Raw genomic sequence first — 16563 nt, 5'->3', positions numbered from 1 at the left:
CTCACCAATTGGTCAACAGGAGGTGGTTGACCGCGAGCGCGGTCACCGCTTGCGCCGCCAGCCACGTCCGCCGCCGGTCCGGCACGAGCACGACCAGCCACACGGTGAACGGCAGCCAGATCCGTTCCACCTCGGCCTTGCTCAACCCGGACAGGTCGGCGGCCAGGATGGCCACCGCCGCCGCAGCCGCCAGTGTGACCGCAGACCCCCGCCACCGTGCCGCGAACGGCGCGAAACCACAGGCGAACACGGCGGCGGCCAGGTTCGCCCACACCCAGTATCCGTACGCGCGGGGTGTCGCGATGCCCTGGTAGTACCGCTCGACGACCAAGTGGTAGCCGTCCAGCCACCAGAACCCGAGCGCCGCGAACCCCGCCACCACGGCCGACGCGCCGAGCACGGCCATACCGATCCGCCGCCAGTCCCGCCACAGCACGACCAGGGCGAGCACACCGATCAGCACCAGCCCGTACGACAGGAACACGCCGAAGCCGAGCACCACGCCGCCCGCCAGCGCGCGCCGGGTCGCCAGCAACGCGATCCCGCACGCCGTCACGCCCGCGAACAGCCCGTCCGCCGACGCGCCGATCCACACGGCGCCGGGGAACAGCGCCACGAACGGCAGCACGGCCCGCGCGTGCTCCTCGGACACGACGGCCCGCACCGTCACCGGCACCGCGACCGCCGTCAACGCGCCGACCAGCACCACGAACGCCGAGGCCCACGCGCCGCCGGCCAGCCCGACCCGGTCCAGCCCGATGAACACCAGGAACGCGCCCGGCGGGTGCGCGGAGACGTGCGTGGCCCACGAGTCGGGCTGGTAGTCCAGGATCCGGGTGGTGAACTCGCGCAGCATCGCGGGCACGTCGGTCACGCCCGGCACTTCGTGCAGGTACTCGTGCTCGGTGGTCAGCCGGCCGGTGAAACCGCGGTCCCAGCCGTCGACCAGGGCCAGCGAGAACGTCCACGCCAGGGCGGTCGCGTAACCCACGCCCAGGGCCGCGCGCCACTCCAGCCGCCCGGCCAGGTTCGGACCCCACACGACCACGGCCACCGCCACCAGCACGGCCAACGGTGTGCCGATGCCGACGTGCGGCAGCCAGTGCGCGAACAGCGGCGGGGCGGGGGCGTGGACGCGGTCATCGGGTAGGAGCGCGCCGGCCACGACGGCCGAGGCGACCAGGGCCACGGCGGCCAGGACACGGAGCACACGCCCACCGTAAGGCCGGTCCGGGCCGGTCCGCGTGGTGGCGGGGGCATCCGTCAGCGGTCCGTAAGAACTGGGCCGGACGTCACGATTTGGTAAGCGGCACAACGGTTTTCCGCCGTCCAGGGCGGACCATGCTGTGGGTCGTGGACGAAATCGACGTGGTGCTCCCCTGCCTGGACGAGGCGGCGGCGTTGCCGGGCGTGCTGCGGGCCATGCCCGCCGGCTACCGGCCGCTGGTGGTGGACAACGGATCGCGTGACGGCTCGCCGGACATCGCCCGCTCGTTGGGCGCGGAGGTGGTGCACGAGCCCCGGCCCGGGTACGGCGCGGCCGTGCACACGGGCGTCGAGCGCGCACGCTCCGAGGTGGTGTGCGTGCTGGACGCGGACGGCTCGCTGGACCCCCGCGAGCTGCCGGACCTGGTGGCGTTGCTGGCGCGGGCAGACCTGGCCGTGGGGCGGCGGGTGCCGGAGGCGGGCAGCTGGCCGTGGCACGCGCGGGCGGGCAACGCGGTGCTGGCCTCGTTGTTGCGGCGCAAGGGCCTGCCGGTGCGCGACATCGCGCCGATGCGGGCGTTCCGGCGGCAGGACCTGCTGGACCTGGCGGTCGAGGACCGCGCGTTCGGCTACCCGCTGGAACTGCTGCTGCGTGCGGCGGCGGCCGGGTGGCGGGTGGTCGAGCGGGACGTCCGGTACGGGCCGCGCGCGGCGGGCACGAAGTCGAAGGTGTCCGGCTCGGTGCGCGGGACCGTGCGTGCGGTGCGTGACATGGCGGTGGTCGCCCAGAGGAGTGGTACCCAGAGGAGCGAGTACTGATGATCGCGAGCCTGCTGGTGGTGGCGAAGGCGCCGGTGCCGGGCCTGGCGAAGACCCGGCTCTGCCCGCCCGCGACACCGGAGGAGGCGGCCGACGTCGCCGCCGCCGCGCTGCTGGACACCTTGGACGCCGTGCTGCGCACCCCGCGCGTGCGGCCGGTCGTGGCGCTGACCGGTGACCTCGACCGGGGCCGCCGGGCCGCCGAGCTCCGGGCGGTCCTGCGGCGGGTCACCGTGCTGCCGCAGCGGGGCACGTCGTTCGCGGACCGCCTGGCCAACGCGCACGCCGACACGCACCGGCTGCACGGCCTGCCGGTGTTCCAGATCGGCATGGACACGCCCCAGCTCACGCCGCTCCTGCTGGCCGAGTCGGTCGGCCGGCTCGACGCGCACGACACCGTGCTGGGGCCCGCGGCGGACGGCGGTTGGTGGGCGCTCGGGCTCAACGACCCCGCCTTGGCCGAACACCTCCGCGGTGTGCCGATGTCCCGGCCCGACACGGGCGCGCGGACGCTGCTGGCGCTGGGTGACCGGGACACCGGCGTGCTGCCGGTGCTGTCCGATGTGGACGACATGGCCACCGCGCGCGAGGTTGCCGCCGGCATCCCGCGCACCCGCTTCGCCGCCGCACTGGCCCGCCTGGGAGCACTGCGATGACCGCGTTCGACCTCGGGCTCAGCGGCGCCGAGTGCGGGCTCGACCTGGCCGGCGGCGACCACGTGCCCCTGCCCGTCGACCGGTGGCACGAGGACGCCAACGACGCCGACCACGTCCTGCTCGACGCCTGCCACGGGCCGACCGTCGACCTCGGCTGCGGGCCGGGGCGGTTGGTCGCGGCACTGGTCCGGCGCGGGGTGGTGGCGTTGGGGGTGGACCACTCGCCGCTCGCCGTCGCCCTCACCCGGGCCAGGGGCGGGCCCGCACTGCACCGCGACCTGTTCGGCAGGCTGCCCGGCACGGGTCGGTGGGCGCACGTGCTGCTCGCCGACGGCAACATCGGCATCGGCGGCGACCCGGTCGTGCTGCTCCGCCGCGCGCGCCACCTCCTGCACCGGCGCGGCAGCGTGCTGGTCGAGGTGGAGCCGCCCGGTTGCGGCCTGCGGCGGGAACGCGCGCGGGTGGCCGGTGGCGCGTGGTTCGACTGGGCGCGGGTCGACGCGCGGGCCGTCACGCCGACCGCCGCACGGGCCGGGCTGGCGCCGCGGTGGGTGGTCGAGCGCGACGGGCGCTGGTTCGCGGAGCTGGTGCGGTCGTGAAGCGCGAGTCCAGCCCGCACACCGCCACCCGCCTCGGCCTGTGGCTGGGCGTCACGTTCGGCCTGTGCTTCGTCACCGGGCTGCTCAGCCACTACCTCCAGCACCCGCCCGGCTGGTTCGCCTGGCCCACCCGCCCGGTCGGCCTCTACCGGTTCACCCAGGGCGTGCACGTCACCTCGGGCGTGGCCGCGATCCCGCTGCTGCTGGCCAAGCTGTGGACGGTCTACCCGAAGCTGTTCGAACGGCCCGTGGTGACGTCCCTGCCGCACGCGCTGGAACGCGGTTCGCTCTTCGTGCTGCCGGTGGTCGACGTGACCCTCGTGCTGTGGTTCGTCGGCGGACCGATCGTGCACGACGTGCTGCTCGCGCCCCTCTTCGCCGGTTTCGGCCTGCTGGTCGCACGCGTGGTGCCGAAGCCGTGGCGGGCGGCGGTGCTGGTCGGCGGCACGTTCACCGGTGTGCTCGTGCTGCTGGCCGTCCCGCTGCTCTGGCGGCCGTTCGCCGGCGGGCCCAACCCCGGCCTGATCGACCGGGACTACGCGGTCGGGCTGCTGGTGGCCGTCGCGGTGGTCTGGCTGGGAGTCGCGGTCGCGGCTTTGGTTGGGCACGGCAAGAGGCCGCACGCCGACAGGTGACTGCCGGCGTGCGGCCTCCACGACCGGCTCGGGGCACGAGAGCCGGGGCTCTCGGTGGCCGACCCCGCCCGGGCCGGCCGACGGGTCAGCGGACCTCGACGGGCTGGCTGCCGAGCGTCACCTCGACCGTGCGGTCCTCACCGATGGTGAGCTGCACCTTCTCGCCCGGCGCGCGGGACCGGACGGCGGCCACCAGGGCGTCGGAGGTGTCGATGGGCCGGTCGCCGAACCTGGTGATCACGTCACCGTCCTTGATGCCCGCCGCCTCGGCCGCGCCGCCGCCGGTGACGGCGCGGACCTGCGCACCGCCTTCGGGGGCGTTGACGACCTGGACGCCGAGCACGGTCTGGTTCGCCTTGCCGGTCTCCGACAGCTCCTTGGCCGTGCGGCGGGCCTGATCGATCGGGATGGCGAAGCCGATGCCGACCGAGCCGCCCTGCGCGGACTGGCTGGAGTTCGGGCTGTAGATCGCCGAGTTGATGCCGACGACCTGGCCGCGCATGTTCACCAGCGGGCCGCCCGAGTTGCCGGGGTTGATCGCGGCGTCGGTCTGGATGGCGTTGAGCACGGTGTCCTCGCCGCCCTGCTGGCCGCCGGCGCGCACCGGGCGGTTCAGCGAGCTGACGATGCCGGACGTGACCGTGCCGTTGAGGTCGAACGGCGAGCCGACCGCCACGACCTGCTGGCCGATCCGCAGGTCGGCGGAGTTGCCCAGCTCGGCGGTCGGCAGGCCGGAGACGTCCTCCATCTTCAGCACGGCCAGGTCGGACGTCGGGTCGCGGCCGACGATCCGTGCGTCGAACGAGCGGCCGTCCTGCAGCTGCACCTTCATCGGCCCGCCGTCGGCGGCCGACTCGACCACGTGGTTGTTGGTCAGCACCAGGCCGTCGGAGCTGAGCGTGAAACCGGACCCCGCACCACCGGTGACCTGCACCTGGACCACGGTCGGCAGCACCTTCTGGGCCACCTGCTCGATCGAGCCGTCCGGCGCGTCGGCGCTCTGCTGCGCGGGCGGGGTCTGGCTGAGGGCGTTGACCACGGGGAGGGCGTCCTCGGCGGCCTGGAAGCCGACGTACCCGCCGACACCGCCCGCGACACCGCCGACGGCCAGCACGAGCGCGGCGACACCGGCCATGACCTTGCCCCGGCCCCGCGGTGGACGAGGTGGAGCGCCGACCGAACCGGGGGACGCGTAGTAAGGGCCCGACACACCGGGCTGCGCCGACCCGGAAGGGGGAGGGGTCGGCGAGCCGGGGTGGTCCGGGCCGGTCGGCGGCACGCCGTACGGGCCGGTGTGCTCCGGACGGCGGAAGCCGCCCTGCCAGGCCTCCGGCCCGGGTCCCGGCAGTCCGGCACCGCCCTGCACGGCGCCGGACCCACCGGTTGCGGTCTGGCCGGTGCCGCCCTGCACAGCACCGGCCACACCTGCTCCGATCGGACCGGCGCCGCCCTGCACGGCACCGGCCTGACCGGTTTCCGACTGGCCGGCGGCACCCTGCGAGGCAGCCGACGAGCCGAAGTCATCCGGGTGGCCGGCGCGCCACTGCGCGTCCGACGACCCGGGCACAGACCCAGCGGCACCCTGCGAGGCAGCCGACGAGCCGAAGTTCGAGGTGGCAGCGGTCGTGGTCACGCTGTCCGGGTAGAGATCGGCCGGGAGGCCGGTGTTCCCCCGCGGAACACCCGCCGACCCCGCCGCCGACCGGTCGGCCCCTGCCGCCGACCCGTCGGTCACGTCCTCCGTGCGCGCCGAGGCACCCTCCGCGCCGGTGGACCCCGACGAACCGGCGCCGCCCTGCACGGCACCGGGCTCGTCGGTGTCCGGCCGACCAGCACCCTGCTGCTGGAGGCCGGCGTCATGACCGAGCCCGGCGCCCCCACGCGCCCACGGGCTCTGCGGCTGAGGCGGCTGCGACTGCGGTGGCTGCTTCGGCTGCTCGTCTTCGGTCATGTCCACCACTCTGCGGTGCCCGCCTGAGAGCAGCCTTAAACGAATCTGGGCATCCCTTGTGAGTCGGCCCCGAAGTCTCAGCCGCGCAGCCTCTCGGCGATCTGCTCCGGCGTCGCGTCGTTCACCCACACGCCCATGCCCGACTCGGACCCGGCCAGGTACTTGAGCTTGTCCGCCGTCCGCAGCACCGAGAACACCTCCAGGTGCAGCCACGCCAGGTCACGCTTCGTGCGCACGGGTGCCTGGTGCCACGCCGCGATGTAGGGCAGCGGACGGTCGTAGAGCGCGTCCAGGCGGTGCAGCACGGCCAGGTAGAGGGCCGCGAAGTCGTCCCGCTCGGCGTCGGTCAGCGCGGGCAGGTCCGGCACCTGGCGGTGCGGGACGAGGTGCACCTCGACCGGCCAGCGGGCCGCGGCCGGCACGAACGCCGTCCAGTGCTCGCCCTCCGCGATGACGCGGGTGCCCGCCGCCCGTTCGGCGGCCAGCACGTCACCCATCAGTGGACGACCGTGCGTCTCCCGGTACTCCGCCGCGACCGCGAGCATCCGCTCCGTCTTCGGGGTCACGAAGGGGTAGCCGTAGATCTGCCCGTGCGGGTGCGACAGCGTCACGCCGATCTCTTCGCCCCGGTTCTCGAACGGGAAGACCTGCTCCACACCCGGCACGGCGTTCAGTGCGGCCGTGCGGTCCGCCCACGCGTCCACCACGGTGCGCACCCGTGACGCGGGCAGCGAGCCGAACGACGTGTCGTGGTCGGAGGTGAAGCACATGACCTCGCACCGGCCGCGCCCGGCCGCCCGCGCCACCACCGGCATGCCGTCCACAGTGGACGGCAGGTCGGGCACGCCCGGCGCGAACGACGGGAACCGGTTCTCGAACACCACCACGTCGTAGCCCGACTCGGGGATCTCGGTCGGCTTGCCCGGCGTGGACGGGCACAGCGGGCACAGGTCGGCCGGCGGCTTGTACGTGCGGGTCTGCCGGTGGGCGGCCATCGCCACCCACTCGTTCGTCAACGGGTCCCGCCGCACCTCCGACAGCGGCTGCGTGCGCGGCAGGTCACGCGTGTCGACCGCGTCGCGCGGCGGTGCGTCCGGGGTGTCGTCGAAGTAGATGATCTCGCGACCATCCGCGAGTTTCCCCGCCGTGCGCCTCACGCCAGTTCCTCTCCGCGGCCCGGCACGTGCGCCAGGACCAGTTCGCCCACCTGCTCGCCGAGCACCGCGCGGGCGGGCTCGGCCAATCCCTCGTCGGTCACCAGCACGTTTGCCTCGTCCAGCGCGGCGATCGTGGAGATGCCGACAGTGCCCCACTTGGTGTGGTCGGCCACCACGACGACCCGCCCGGCCGCGTCGACCAGCGCCCGGTCGGTCTCGCTCTCGTTCAGGTTGGGCGTGGTGAAGCCGGAGCGCTCGGCCATGCCGTGCACGCCCAGGAACACCACGTCCAGGTGCAGCGACCGCAGCGCCTGCACCGCCACCGGCCCGACCAGCGCGTCCGACGGCGTCCGCACGCCACCGGTGAGCACCACCGTGCGGTCGGTGCGCCCGCTCTGCTGCAGCACGTCGGCGACCCGGATCGAGTTGGTCACCACGGTCAGGTCCGGGATGTCGTCCAGGAACCGCGCCAGCGTCCACGTGGTGGTGCCGGCGGACAGGCCGATCGCGGTGCCGGGGCGCACCAGGCCCGCGGCGAACGCGGCAATGGCCTCCTTCTCCGGCAGCTGCCGCACCGACTTGGCCTCGAAGCCCGGCTCGTCGGTGCTGCGGCCGACCACGGACGTGGCGCCGCCGTACACCTTCTCCACCAGGCCGCGGGCGGCCAGCACGTCCAGGTCGCGGCGCACGGTCATGTCCGAGACGCCCAGCCGGACGACCAGGTCGCTCACCCGCACCGCGCCGGTGCGGCGGACCTCTTCCAGGATCACCGCTTGTCGCTGGCGTGCCAGCACGTCACACCTCTTCTTCCCTGATCACGACCACACCGCCGGCGGGCACGACCACGCGGCCCGACGCACGCGCGCCGGACAGCAGCTCGACCCCCGCCGCGGACAGCTCGGCGTCACCGTCGGAGTGGTTGACCGCGACCAGCCACGATACGGCGGAGCCGGCCACCGCACCGCGCCGACGCACCACCTCCAAGTCGCCGCCCGGCCCCCACGGCACGCCGGCACCGTCGAGCGCGGTCCGCACCAGCCGTTCGAGCCCGTCACCGGCGAGGCCGCACGCCACGTACCAGGCCACGCCGTCGCCGCGCTCGTCGCGGGTCACCGCGGGCACGCCGGGCAGCGGGCCGTCGGCGTAGGAGGCGACGACCTTGGCACCGTCGGCGTGCAGGTGCTCGGCCCACACCTCGGCCGTCGAGCCGTCGTCCAGCGCCACCACCTCGCCCGCCCGCAGCGGGTGGAACTCCTCGGTCCGCACGCCGAGCAGCTCGCGGAACGCGCCGGGGTAGCCGCCGAGGTGCACGTGGCCGCGTGTGTCGGTGATCCCGGACAGGTACGTGACCAGCAGGTGGCCACCGCCCGCGACGAACTCCTCGTACGGCGTCACGTCGTCCACCGCGTACAGCGCGGGCACGACGACCAGCCGGTAGCCCGACAGGTCCCCGCCCGGCGGCACGAAGTCGACCGTCACCCCGGCTCGCCACAGCGCCCGGTAGTAGGCGAGGGCGTGCCGGTGGTAGGCGAAGTCCTTGGTGGGGTGGGCGGGCTGGTCCAGCGCCGACCACGACTGCCAGTCGAACACGATCGCCACCGACGCCTCGACCGTCGAGCCGACGACCTCGGCGAGCCGCTGGTACTCCGCGCCGACCTGCTCGACCTCGCGGAACACCTTCGTGTCCGGACCCGCGTGCGGCACCATCGCCGAGTGGTAGCGCTCCGCGCCCACCCGCGACTGCCGCCACTGGAAGAACAGCGTGCCGTCCGCGCCGCGGGCGAAGTGCGCGAACGAGTTGCGGCGCAGCTCACCGGGGAGCTTCGCGATGTTGCGGGGCTGCCAGTTCACGGCCGAGGTGGAGTGCTCCATGAGCAGCCACGGCCGCCCGCCCGCGAGGCCGCGCACCAGGTCGGCGGAGAAGGCCAGGTCGATGTGCCGCTCGGGGTGCTCGGCCAGCGTGTAGTGGTCGTTGGAGACGAAGTCGACCTCGGCGGCCCACTGCCAGTAGTCCAACGCGTTGAACCCGGAGATGGCCATGAAGTTGGTGGTCACCGGCACGCCCGGGGTGATCTCGTGCAGCACGTCCCGCTCGGCCTTGAACAGCTCCAGCAGCGCGTCCGAGCCGAACCGGTCGAAGTCCAGCAGCTGACCGGGGTTGCCGAACGACGGCGTGGCGCGCGGCGGCAGGACCTGCTCCCACGAGGTGTAGCGCTGGCTCCAGAACGCCGTGCCCCACGCCTCGTTCAGCGCCTCCAGCGTGTCGTGGCGGGCGCGCAGCCAGGCCCGGAACGCCTCCGCGCACCGGTCGCAGTAGCAGCGGGACACGTGGCAGCCGTACTCGTTGTTGACGTGCCACGCGGCCAACGCCGGGTGGTCGCGGTACCGCTCGGCCAGCGCGCGGGCCAGCGCGACGGCCTTCTCGCGGTAGACCGGCGAGCTGGGGCAGTACGACTGGCGCGAGCCGTGCGAGAGCCGCACCCCCTCGGCCGTCACCGGCAGCATCTCGGGGTGCGCCGTGGTCAGCCAGGGCGGCGGCGAGGCGGTCGCGGTGGCCAGGTCGACCCGGATGCCGCCCGCGTGCAAACGGTCGAGCACGCGGTCCAACCAGCCGAACTCGTAGCGCCCCTCTTCCACTTCCAGCCAGGCCCACGAGAAGATCGCCACGCTCACCAGGTTCACCCCGGCGCGGCGCATCAGCTCGACGTCGGTGTCCCAGACGTCCTCCGGCCACTGCTCGGGGTTGTAGTCGGCTCCCCACGCCGGACCGCGCATGCCGGTGGGCCACATCGTCATGGCACAAGAGTGGTCGACTTACCGGTGAAACGTCAACAGACTCCAACAAGAACCCCCGGATAGCTTGACATTCCGTGTGGCGGAGCCCACATTGTGAGTCCTCTTGTTGACTCTTTGTTCACTTGGTTCGCACCGAGTGTCACCCGGAGGAGCGACGATGACGAGGTTCTCCGCCCCCACTCACCCCCTGCTGGGCCGACGCGCGCTGTTAAGGGCGATCGTCGCGGGCGCGGGCATCGCGGCCGTGCCCGGCCTGGCCGCGTGCGGCTCGGACGCCGGAGGGGCCACCGACACGGTGACGTTCGGCAACAACGCCTCCGACCAGGTGCCGAAGGACGCGATCACGGCGGCGCTCAAGGCGTTCGAGGGCGAGTCCGGGCTCAAGGTCGCCATCAACACCAAGCAGCACGAGCAGTACCAGGAGCAGATCAACAACTACCTCCAGGGCAAGCCGGACGACGTGCTGGCCTGGTTCGCGGGCTACCGGATGCGGTTCTTCGCCGAGAAGGGCCTGACCGGCGACCTCAGCGAGGTCTGGTCGAAGGTGTCGGGCGGCTACGAGCCCGCGCTGAAGGAGGCGTCCACCGGCACGGACGGCAAGCAGTACCTGATCCCGTTCACCCAGTACCCGTGGGGCGTGTTCTACCGCAAGAGCGTGTGGCAGCAACGCGGCTACGAAGTGCCGAAGACGCTCGACGAGCTGGTCTCGCTGTCCACCAGGATGAAGTCCGACGGACTGGTGCCGATCGCGTTCGCGCAGAAGCAGGGCTGGCCCGCCATGGGCACGTTCGACCAGCTGAACTTCCGGATCAACGGCTACCGCTTCCACGTCGACCTCATGGCGGGCAAGGAGGACTGGCAGAGCCCGAAGGTGCGCGAGGTGTTCGACACCTGGAAGCGACTGCTGCCGCTGCACCAGGAGAACGCCCTCGGCCGGGAGTGGCAGGAGGCCGCGCAGGCGGTGCAGCAGGGCAAGGCGGGCATGTACCTGCTCGGCTCGTTCATCGCCCAGCAGTTCAAGGGCGAGGAGGAGGACCTGGACTTCTTCCCCTACCCGGAGATCAACCCGGAGCACGGCCAGGACACCGTGGAAGCCCCGATCGACGGCTACATGGCGGCCCGCAAGCCCGCCAACCCCGAGGGTGCGAAGAAGCTGCTGGAGTACCTGGCGGCGCCGGCCGCCCAGCTGCTCTACACCAAGGCCGACTCGGGCGTGATCGCCACGTCCAACAAGGCCGACACGTCCGGCTACAACTCGTTGCAGAAGAAGGCCGCGCAGGTCATCAAGGAAGCCGCGCACATCACGCAGTTCCTCGACCGCGACACCGACCCGCGCTTCGCCAGCGACGCGGCGACCAACGGGCTCAACGCGTTCATCCAGAACCCCGACGACCTCGACTCGATCCTCAAGGGCATGGCCGACCAGGCGAAGACGATCTTCTCGGAGTGACGGCGTGACCGCCTTGGAATCCCCCGCGAAGCCCGCCGGGACGTCGGCCCCCTCCCCGACGTCCCGGCGCGGCAGGCGTCGTGCCACCGCGCTGGCGCCACGAGACAAGCTCGTGCTCGGCCTGATGCTCGGCATCCCGTCGCTGGTGCACCTGGGGCTGGTGTGGGTGCCCGCGCTCGGCTCGGTCGCGCTGTCCTTCAGCTCGTGGGACGGCATCGGCGGGTTCGAAGACATCGAGTGGGTCGGGTTCGGCAACTACGTCGACATCTTCACCCGGTACCCCCGGTTCTGGCCCGCGCTGCGGCACAACCTGATCTGGTTGCTGTTCCTGCTCGTGGTGCCGACCGTGGCCGGGTTGCTGCTGGCCGTTCTGCTGGACCGTCAGCTGCGGTTCGGGCGGATCTACCAGAGCGCGCTGTACCTGCCGATGGTGCTGTCGCTGGCGTTGGTGGGGTTCATCTGGCAGCTCATCTACCAGCCCGAGCAGGGGTTGCTGAACAACGTGCTAGGCACCGCCGCTGCCGACCCGGTGAACTGGCTGGGTGACCCGGACATCAACCTATACGCGGTGCTGGTCGCGGCCGGGTGGCGGCACACCGGCTACATCATGCTGCTGTACCTGGCCGGGTTGAAGGCGGTGGACCCGGCGCTGAAGGAGGCCGCCGCGCTGGACGGCGCGAACGCGTGGCAGACGTTCTTCCGGGTGACGTTCCCGGTGCTCAAGCCGGTGAACGTGGTGGTGCTCGTGGTCACCGTGATCGAGGGCCTGCGGGCGTTCGACATCGTGTACGTGATCAACAAGGGCCGCAACGGGCTGGAGCTGCTGTCCGTGCTGGTGACCGACAACATCATCGGCGAGTCGAGCCGGATCGGGTGGGGTTCGGCGCTGGCCGTCGTGCTGCTGCTGATCTCGCTCGGGTTCATCGTCACCTACCTGTTCCAGGTGTTCCGCGAGGAGGAGCGCGCGTGACGTTCCGACCTGCACGCATCGCGTTGCACGTCTTCCTGGTCTTGACGTGCCTGGTGACCTTGGCGCCCCTGCTGTGGGCTTTGTACGCGTCGCTGCGGACGTACGACGACACGGCGCGCAACGGGTACTTCTCGGTGGCGGAGAGCCTGACGTTCGACAACTTCACGGCGGCGTGGACGCAGGCGGACCTGCCGCACTACTACCTGAACACGTTGATCGTGACGGTGCCCGCGTTGGTGCTCGTGCTGCTGCTCAGCTCGATGGTGGCGTACGGCGTGTCGCGGTACAGCTTCCGGTTCAACCTGGTGCTGCTGATGCTGTTCACCGCCGGGAACCTGCTGCCGCAGCAGGTGATCGTGACGCCGTTGTACCGGCTGTACCTGCTCACGCCGCTGCCGTCGTGGCTGAGCGACAGCGAGCTGCTGCTGGACTCGCAGCTCGGGCTGGTGCTGATCCACGTGGCGTTCCAGTCCGGGTTCTGCGTGTTCGTGCTGAGCAACTACATGAAGACGATCCCGCGTGAACTGGGCGAGGCCGCGCGCGTGGACGGCGCGGGCGTGTTCCGGCAGTACTGGCAGGTGATCCTGCCGCTGTGCCGTCCCGCGCTGGCCGCGTTGGCGACGCTGGAGTTCACCTGGATCTACAACGACTTCCTGTGGGCGCTCGTGCTGATCCAGACCGGCGACAAGATGCCGATCACGTCGGCCCTGCAGAACCTGAAGGGCACCTTTTTCGTGGACAACAACCTGGTCGCCGCCGGCTCCCTCCTCGTCGCCCTGCCCACCCTCGTCGTCTTCTTCGCCCTCCAACGCCAGTTCATCGGCGGCCTGACCCTCGGCTCCACCAAAGGCTGACCCCGCCACCCCGCGCGTGTCCTACCTCCAGAACGCGCGTGTCCTACGTTCCGGTACCCCATGTTGAACATTCAGAACAGTTGACCTTGTTCTGAATGTTCAACATGGGTGTTCGGAACGTAGGACACGCGTGACGCGAACGTAGGACACGCGCGGGGTCAGTGGTGGAGGGTCGGGCGGCCCGGGAGGCGGACGGTGAACAGGGCGCCGCCCTCGGGGGCGCGGCCCACGTAGGCCAGGCCGCCGTGGCGTTCGGCGACCTGCTTGACGATGGCCAGGCCCAAGCCCGAGCCCGGGAGGGTGCGGGCTTCGGAGGAGCGGTAGAAGCGCTCGAAGACGTGCGGCAGGTCGGCGTCGGCGATGCCGGGCCCGGAGTCCGCGACCTCGACGACCGCGCTGCCGTCACCCAGCTGCCTCAACGACAGCCGCACGACACCACCCGTCGGGCTGAACTTGACCGCGTTGTCCAGGAGGTTCAGCACGGCACGTTCCAACGCACTCGAATCACCCAGAAGAGACCACGGCTGCAGCTCGACCACGAACTGGACATCGGACGCACGGCGCTTCGCCCGGTCCAGCGCGCGCTCCACCACCTCGACCAGGTCCACCGGCTCGTGCACGACCTGAGGCGCGTCCTCCCGCGCCAGCTCCACCAGGTCACCGATCAACGTGGTCAGCTCGTCCAGCTGCGCCCGCACGTCGGCGTTGATCTCCGCCTTGTCCTCGTCGGACAACGTCGGCGCGTCCGGCCGCTCGGACGCCAGCAGCAGCTCCAGGTTCGTCCGCATCGACGTCAACGGCGTCCGCAGCTCGTGCCCCGCGTCCGCGACCAGCCGCCGCTGCCGCTCCTGCGACTCCGCCACCGCGCCCAGCATCGCGTTGAACCGCTGCGACAGCAGCGCCAGCTCGTCGTCACCGGACACCGGGATCGGCCGCAGGTCACCGGTCATCGCCACCCGTTCGGTGGCCTCCGTCAACCGCTGCACGGGCCGCAGCCCGGTCCGCGCCACCGCCGTCCCCGCCACCGCCGCGACCAGCACACCCATGCCGCTGATCACGAACAGCACCACGGACAGCTTGCCCAGCGTGACGTTCAACGGCTTGGTGGACTGCGCGATCAGCATCGCCTGACCGTCGCCGTACGGCACCGCGATCACCCGGAAGTCGGTGCGCAGGTCGGTCCAGATGTTCTCCAGCCGCGACCCGCGCGCCACGTCGAGGTCACCGGGCTGGGTCGGCGGCGCGATCGTCCCCTTCGGGTACAGGATCTGCCCGGACACGTCCAGCACGCCGATCCGGATGTCACCCGCGGCCAGGAACGCGCCGGGGATCTCGGTGACGTCGTTGTTGACCTTGGGCGCGTTCACCGCGGCCTGGGCGCGCTGCCGCAGGTTGGCGTCCATCTGGTCGTGCAGGTTCTGGCTCACCGTCATGTACGCGCCCAGCGACACGACGGCGACGGCTCCGGCCACGCAGAACGCGGCGAGCAGGGTCACCCTGGCCCGCAGCGACACCCGCTGGAGCCGCCCGTTGGCGGCACCGATCACGGAGGCGTCTCCCGCAGCACGTAGCCGACGCCGCGCACCGTGTGCAGCAGCCTGGGCTCACCCTCGGCCTCGGTCTTGCGCCGCAGGTAGCCGACGTACACCTCCAGCGCGTTGCCCGAGGTGGGGAAGTCGTAACCCCAGACGTCCTCCAGGATCCGGCCGCGGGTCAGCACCTGCTTCGGGTGCGCCAGGAACAGCTCCAGCAGCGCGAACTCCGTCCGGGTCAGGCTGATGGGCCGGTCGCCGCGTCGCACGTCCCGGGTGCTCGGGTCGAGCTCCAGGTCCGCGAACCGCAGCACCGCGCCCGCGGGCTCCGCCGCGTCCGACGCCGCCCGCCGCAGCAACGCGCGCAGCCGGGCCAGCAGCTCCTCCAGCGCGAACGGCTTGGGCAGGTAGTCGTCGGCGCCCGCGTCGAGCCCGGACACCCGGTCGGACACCGCGTCCCGGGCGGTGAGCACGAGGATCGGCAGGTCGTCGCCGGTGCTGCGCAGCCGGCGGCACACCTCCAGCCCGTCGAGCCGGGGCATCATCACGTCCAGCACCATGGCGTCGGGCCGCTGGGAGAGGACGGACTCGAGGGCCTGCTGGCCGTCGCCGGCAAGGTCGACCTGGTAGCCGTTGAACTGCAGTGAGCGACGAAGCGACTCACGCACGGCCCGGTCGTCGTCGACAACGAGGATGCGCATGTCGTCAGTCTTGCCCCTGGTCCTGAGAGCCGCCTGAGAAGCCGGTGTGAGCTACCCGTCAAGTTCGCGCGCCGTGCGTTCGCGCCGCCGCGACTGGGTCTGTCAGAAGTAGTCCGCCAACCTCGGCGTGCCCGGTGCGCCGACCAGCCGGTCGAGCAGCGCGGCGTCGCCGTCGAGCAGCCCGGCGCGGCGCAGGGCGTGGCTGTCGTGCATCCCGCTGAACCACGGCCCGAGCGCACGGGCGTGCAGCCGGACGGCACCGCTGCCGCCGGGCTCCACGCGCACCGCGCCGTCCTCCACCACCAGCCGCTGCCGTCCCGCGTGCCACGGCGCGTGCTCGTCGACCACGTCGAGGTCCACGACCGCGGGCTTCAGCCACCGCGCCGCGGGCCACCCCCGTGCCGCCACCGCCGCCGGCAGGTCCACCACGCGCAGCAGCCACGTGGACGCGGTCACGGTGTACTCGATCGCCTGGTTCGTCAGCAGCCCGGTCACGGCCGGATCGGTGACCCGGACCGACGCCCGGTCCAGCACGCCCGCCCAGCTGCCCAGCTCCCGCAACAGCCCCAGCTGGGTCGCCACGTCCCGCCCGACCAGGTCGAACACCCGCAACCCGGCCGAACTCCGCGCGGCCGTGAGGTAGCCGCGCACCTCGCCGTCGTGGCCGGGCACCACCGTCACCACGTCCAGCTTCAGCACGTCGGCCACGTCGAACGTCGGCGCGGCGCGGTCCAGCAGCCCGTTCACCGTGGACGCGAGGTCGACGTAGCACGCGTGCAGCGCCTGGAGGTCACCCTCACCGCCGGGCCGCGTGGGAACCCGCTCCCCCGCCGGCATCCGGTCCAGCGGGAACTCCAGGTACTCGAACACCCCGGCCGAGTCCCACCCGCGCGACCGGTAGACCGAGGGCACGGTCGCGTACAGCACCGACACCGACTGCCCGCGTTCCCGCATGTCCGGCAACGCCGCGTCGAGCAGCGCACCGGCCACCCCGCGCCCGCGTGCCCAGGGGTCGACGGCGACCCCGCCGATACCGCCCATCGGCACCGGCGCGCCGCCCCAGAACTGGTGCATGTCCTTGATCGTCAGCACACCTGCCGCACGCCCGTCCACCTCGGCGAGCAGCCCCCGCCGACCGGGCCGCAACGACGGCTCGCCGATGCTCCCGAACGCCACCCGGCGCAGCCGGTCGGCCTCCTCGACGTCCTCCGGCACCAGCTCTCGGATCCGCACGGGA

General features: G+C 72.2%; 14 protein-coding genes and 1 pseudogene. 7 read left to right on the top strand and 8 right to left on the bottom strand.

The window, feature by feature from the left end; genetic code table 11:
• Position 1: 1 nt before the first annotated feature.
• Positions 2-1210: a hypothetical protein gene (locus tag A6A25_RS29155; RefSeq protein ID WP_241828979.1), complete on the bottom strand. Its 1209-nt coding sequence runs from the start codon at positions 1208-1210 to the stop codon at positions 2-4.
• A 131-nt stretch (positions 1211-1341) separates the two neighbouring features.
• On the opposite strand from A6A25_RS29155, the gene A6A25_RS29150 reads away from it, so the two are divergent.
• From A6A25_RS29150 to A6A25_RS29135, 4 genes and pseudogenes are all read left to right on the top strand, one after another.
• Positions 1342-2025: a glycosyltransferase family 2 protein gene (locus A6A25_RS29150; protein WP_073895595.1), complete on the top strand. Its 684-nt coding sequence runs from the start codon at positions 1342-1344 to the stop codon at positions 2023-2025.
• A complete protein-coding gene (locus A6A25_RS29145) occupies positions 2025-2681 on the top strand; it encodes a TIGR04282 family arsenosugar biosynthesis glycosyltransferase (RefSeq protein ID WP_073895593.1) in 657 nt (218 codons plus the stop codon). The genes A6A25_RS29150 and A6A25_RS29145 overlap by 1 nt, the downstream gene beginning before the upstream one ends.
• Positions 2678-3280: a class I SAM-dependent methyltransferase gene (locus tag A6A25_RS29140; protein WP_073895591.1), complete on the top strand. Its 603-nt coding sequence runs from the start codon at positions 2678-2680 to the stop codon at positions 3278-3280. The genes A6A25_RS29145 and A6A25_RS29140 overlap by 4 nt, the downstream gene beginning before the upstream one ends.
• Positions 3277-3579 (top strand): annotated as a pseudogene (locus A6A25_RS29135) (molybdopterin-dependent oxidoreductase); the annotation flags it as partial. The gene A6A25_RS29140 and the pseudogene A6A25_RS29135, both read left to right, overlap by 4 nt.
• A 421-nt stretch (positions 3580-4000) precedes the next feature.
• Here A6A25_RS29135 and A6A25_RS44905 read toward each other — a convergent pair.
• The 4 genes from A6A25_RS44905 to A6A25_RS29115 form a co-directional block, all read right to left on the bottom strand.
• A complete protein-coding gene (locus tag A6A25_RS44905; RefSeq protein ID WP_198932902.1) occupies positions 4001-5866 on the bottom strand; it encodes a trypsin-like peptidase domain-containing protein in 1866 nt (621 codons plus the stop codon).
• A gap of 77 nt (positions 5867-5943) precedes the next feature.
• Entirely contained in the window at positions 5944-7023 is a 1080-nt protein-coding gene (galT, locus tag A6A25_RS29125; RefSeq protein WP_073895590.1) for a galactose-1-phosphate uridylyltransferase, read from the bottom strand.
• Entirely contained in the window at positions 7020-7817 is a 798-nt protein-coding gene (locus A6A25_RS29120) for a DeoR/GlpR family DNA-binding transcription regulator (protein WP_073895588.1), read from the bottom strand. Before A6A25_RS29120 ends, galT begins: the two co-directional genes overlap by 4 nt.
• 1 nt (position 7818) lies before the next feature.
• A complete protein-coding gene (locus tag A6A25_RS29115; protein ID WP_083668773.1) occupies positions 7819-9819 on the bottom strand; it encodes a beta-galactosidase in 2001 nt (666 codons plus the stop codon).
• 157 nt (positions 9820-9976) lie between these two features.
• Here A6A25_RS29115 and A6A25_RS29110 point away from each other — a divergent pair, with 157 nt between their 5' ends.
• From A6A25_RS29110 to A6A25_RS29100, 3 genes are read left to right on the top strand one after another with little or no spacing between them, the layout of a single operon-like run.
• Positions 9977-11269 (top strand): ABC transporter substrate-binding protein, encoded by a 1293-nt coding sequence (locus A6A25_RS29110; protein ID WP_073895586.1) that lies wholly within the window; start codon positions 9977-9979, stop codon positions 11267-11269.
• Between the two features lie 4 nt (positions 11270-11273).
• Positions 11274-12239: a carbohydrate ABC transporter permease gene (locus A6A25_RS29105; RefSeq protein WP_241828978.1), complete on the top strand. Its 966-nt coding sequence runs from the start codon at positions 11274-11276 to the stop codon at positions 12237-12239.
• On the top strand, positions 12236-13093 hold the full coding sequence (locus A6A25_RS29100) for a carbohydrate ABC transporter permease (protein ID WP_073895584.1): 858 nt from the start codon (positions 12236-12238) through the stop codon (positions 13091-13093). The genes A6A25_RS29105 and A6A25_RS29100 overlap by 4 nt, the downstream gene beginning before the upstream one ends.
• A gap of 158 nt (positions 13094-13251) precedes the next feature.
• On the opposite strand, the gene A6A25_RS29095 is transcribed toward A6A25_RS29100, so the two are convergent.
• The 3 genes from A6A25_RS29095 to A6A25_RS29085 all read right to left on the bottom strand — a co-directional run bounded on the left by A6A25_RS29095 (position 13252) and on the right by A6A25_RS29085 (position 16559).
• A complete protein-coding gene (locus A6A25_RS29095; RefSeq protein ID WP_073895582.1) occupies positions 13252-14640 on the bottom strand; it encodes a sensor histidine kinase in 1389 nt (462 codons plus the stop codon).
• Positions 14637-15326: a response regulator transcription factor gene (locus A6A25_RS29090; RefSeq protein ID WP_073895580.1), complete on the bottom strand. Its 690-nt coding sequence runs from the start codon at positions 15324-15326 to the stop codon at positions 14637-14639. Before A6A25_RS29090 ends, A6A25_RS29095 begins: the two co-directional genes overlap by 4 nt.
• Before the next feature lie 102 nt (positions 15327-15428).
• Positions 15429-16559, bottom strand: coding sequence for a GNAT family N-acetyltransferase (locus A6A25_RS29085; protein ID WP_073895578.1), 1131 nt, complete (start codon positions 16557-16559; stop codon positions 15429-15431).
• Between the last annotated feature and the right edge of the window lie 4 nt (positions 16560-16563).

Source organism: Saccharothrix sp. CB00851 (genome assembly GCF_001905065.1).
GTDB lineage: Bacteria > Actinomycetota > Actinomycetes > Mycobacteriales > Pseudonocardiaceae > Actinosynnema.
Note: the sequence above shows the minus strand (reverse complement) of the source record. Positions and strands in the feature narration are given on the sequence as shown.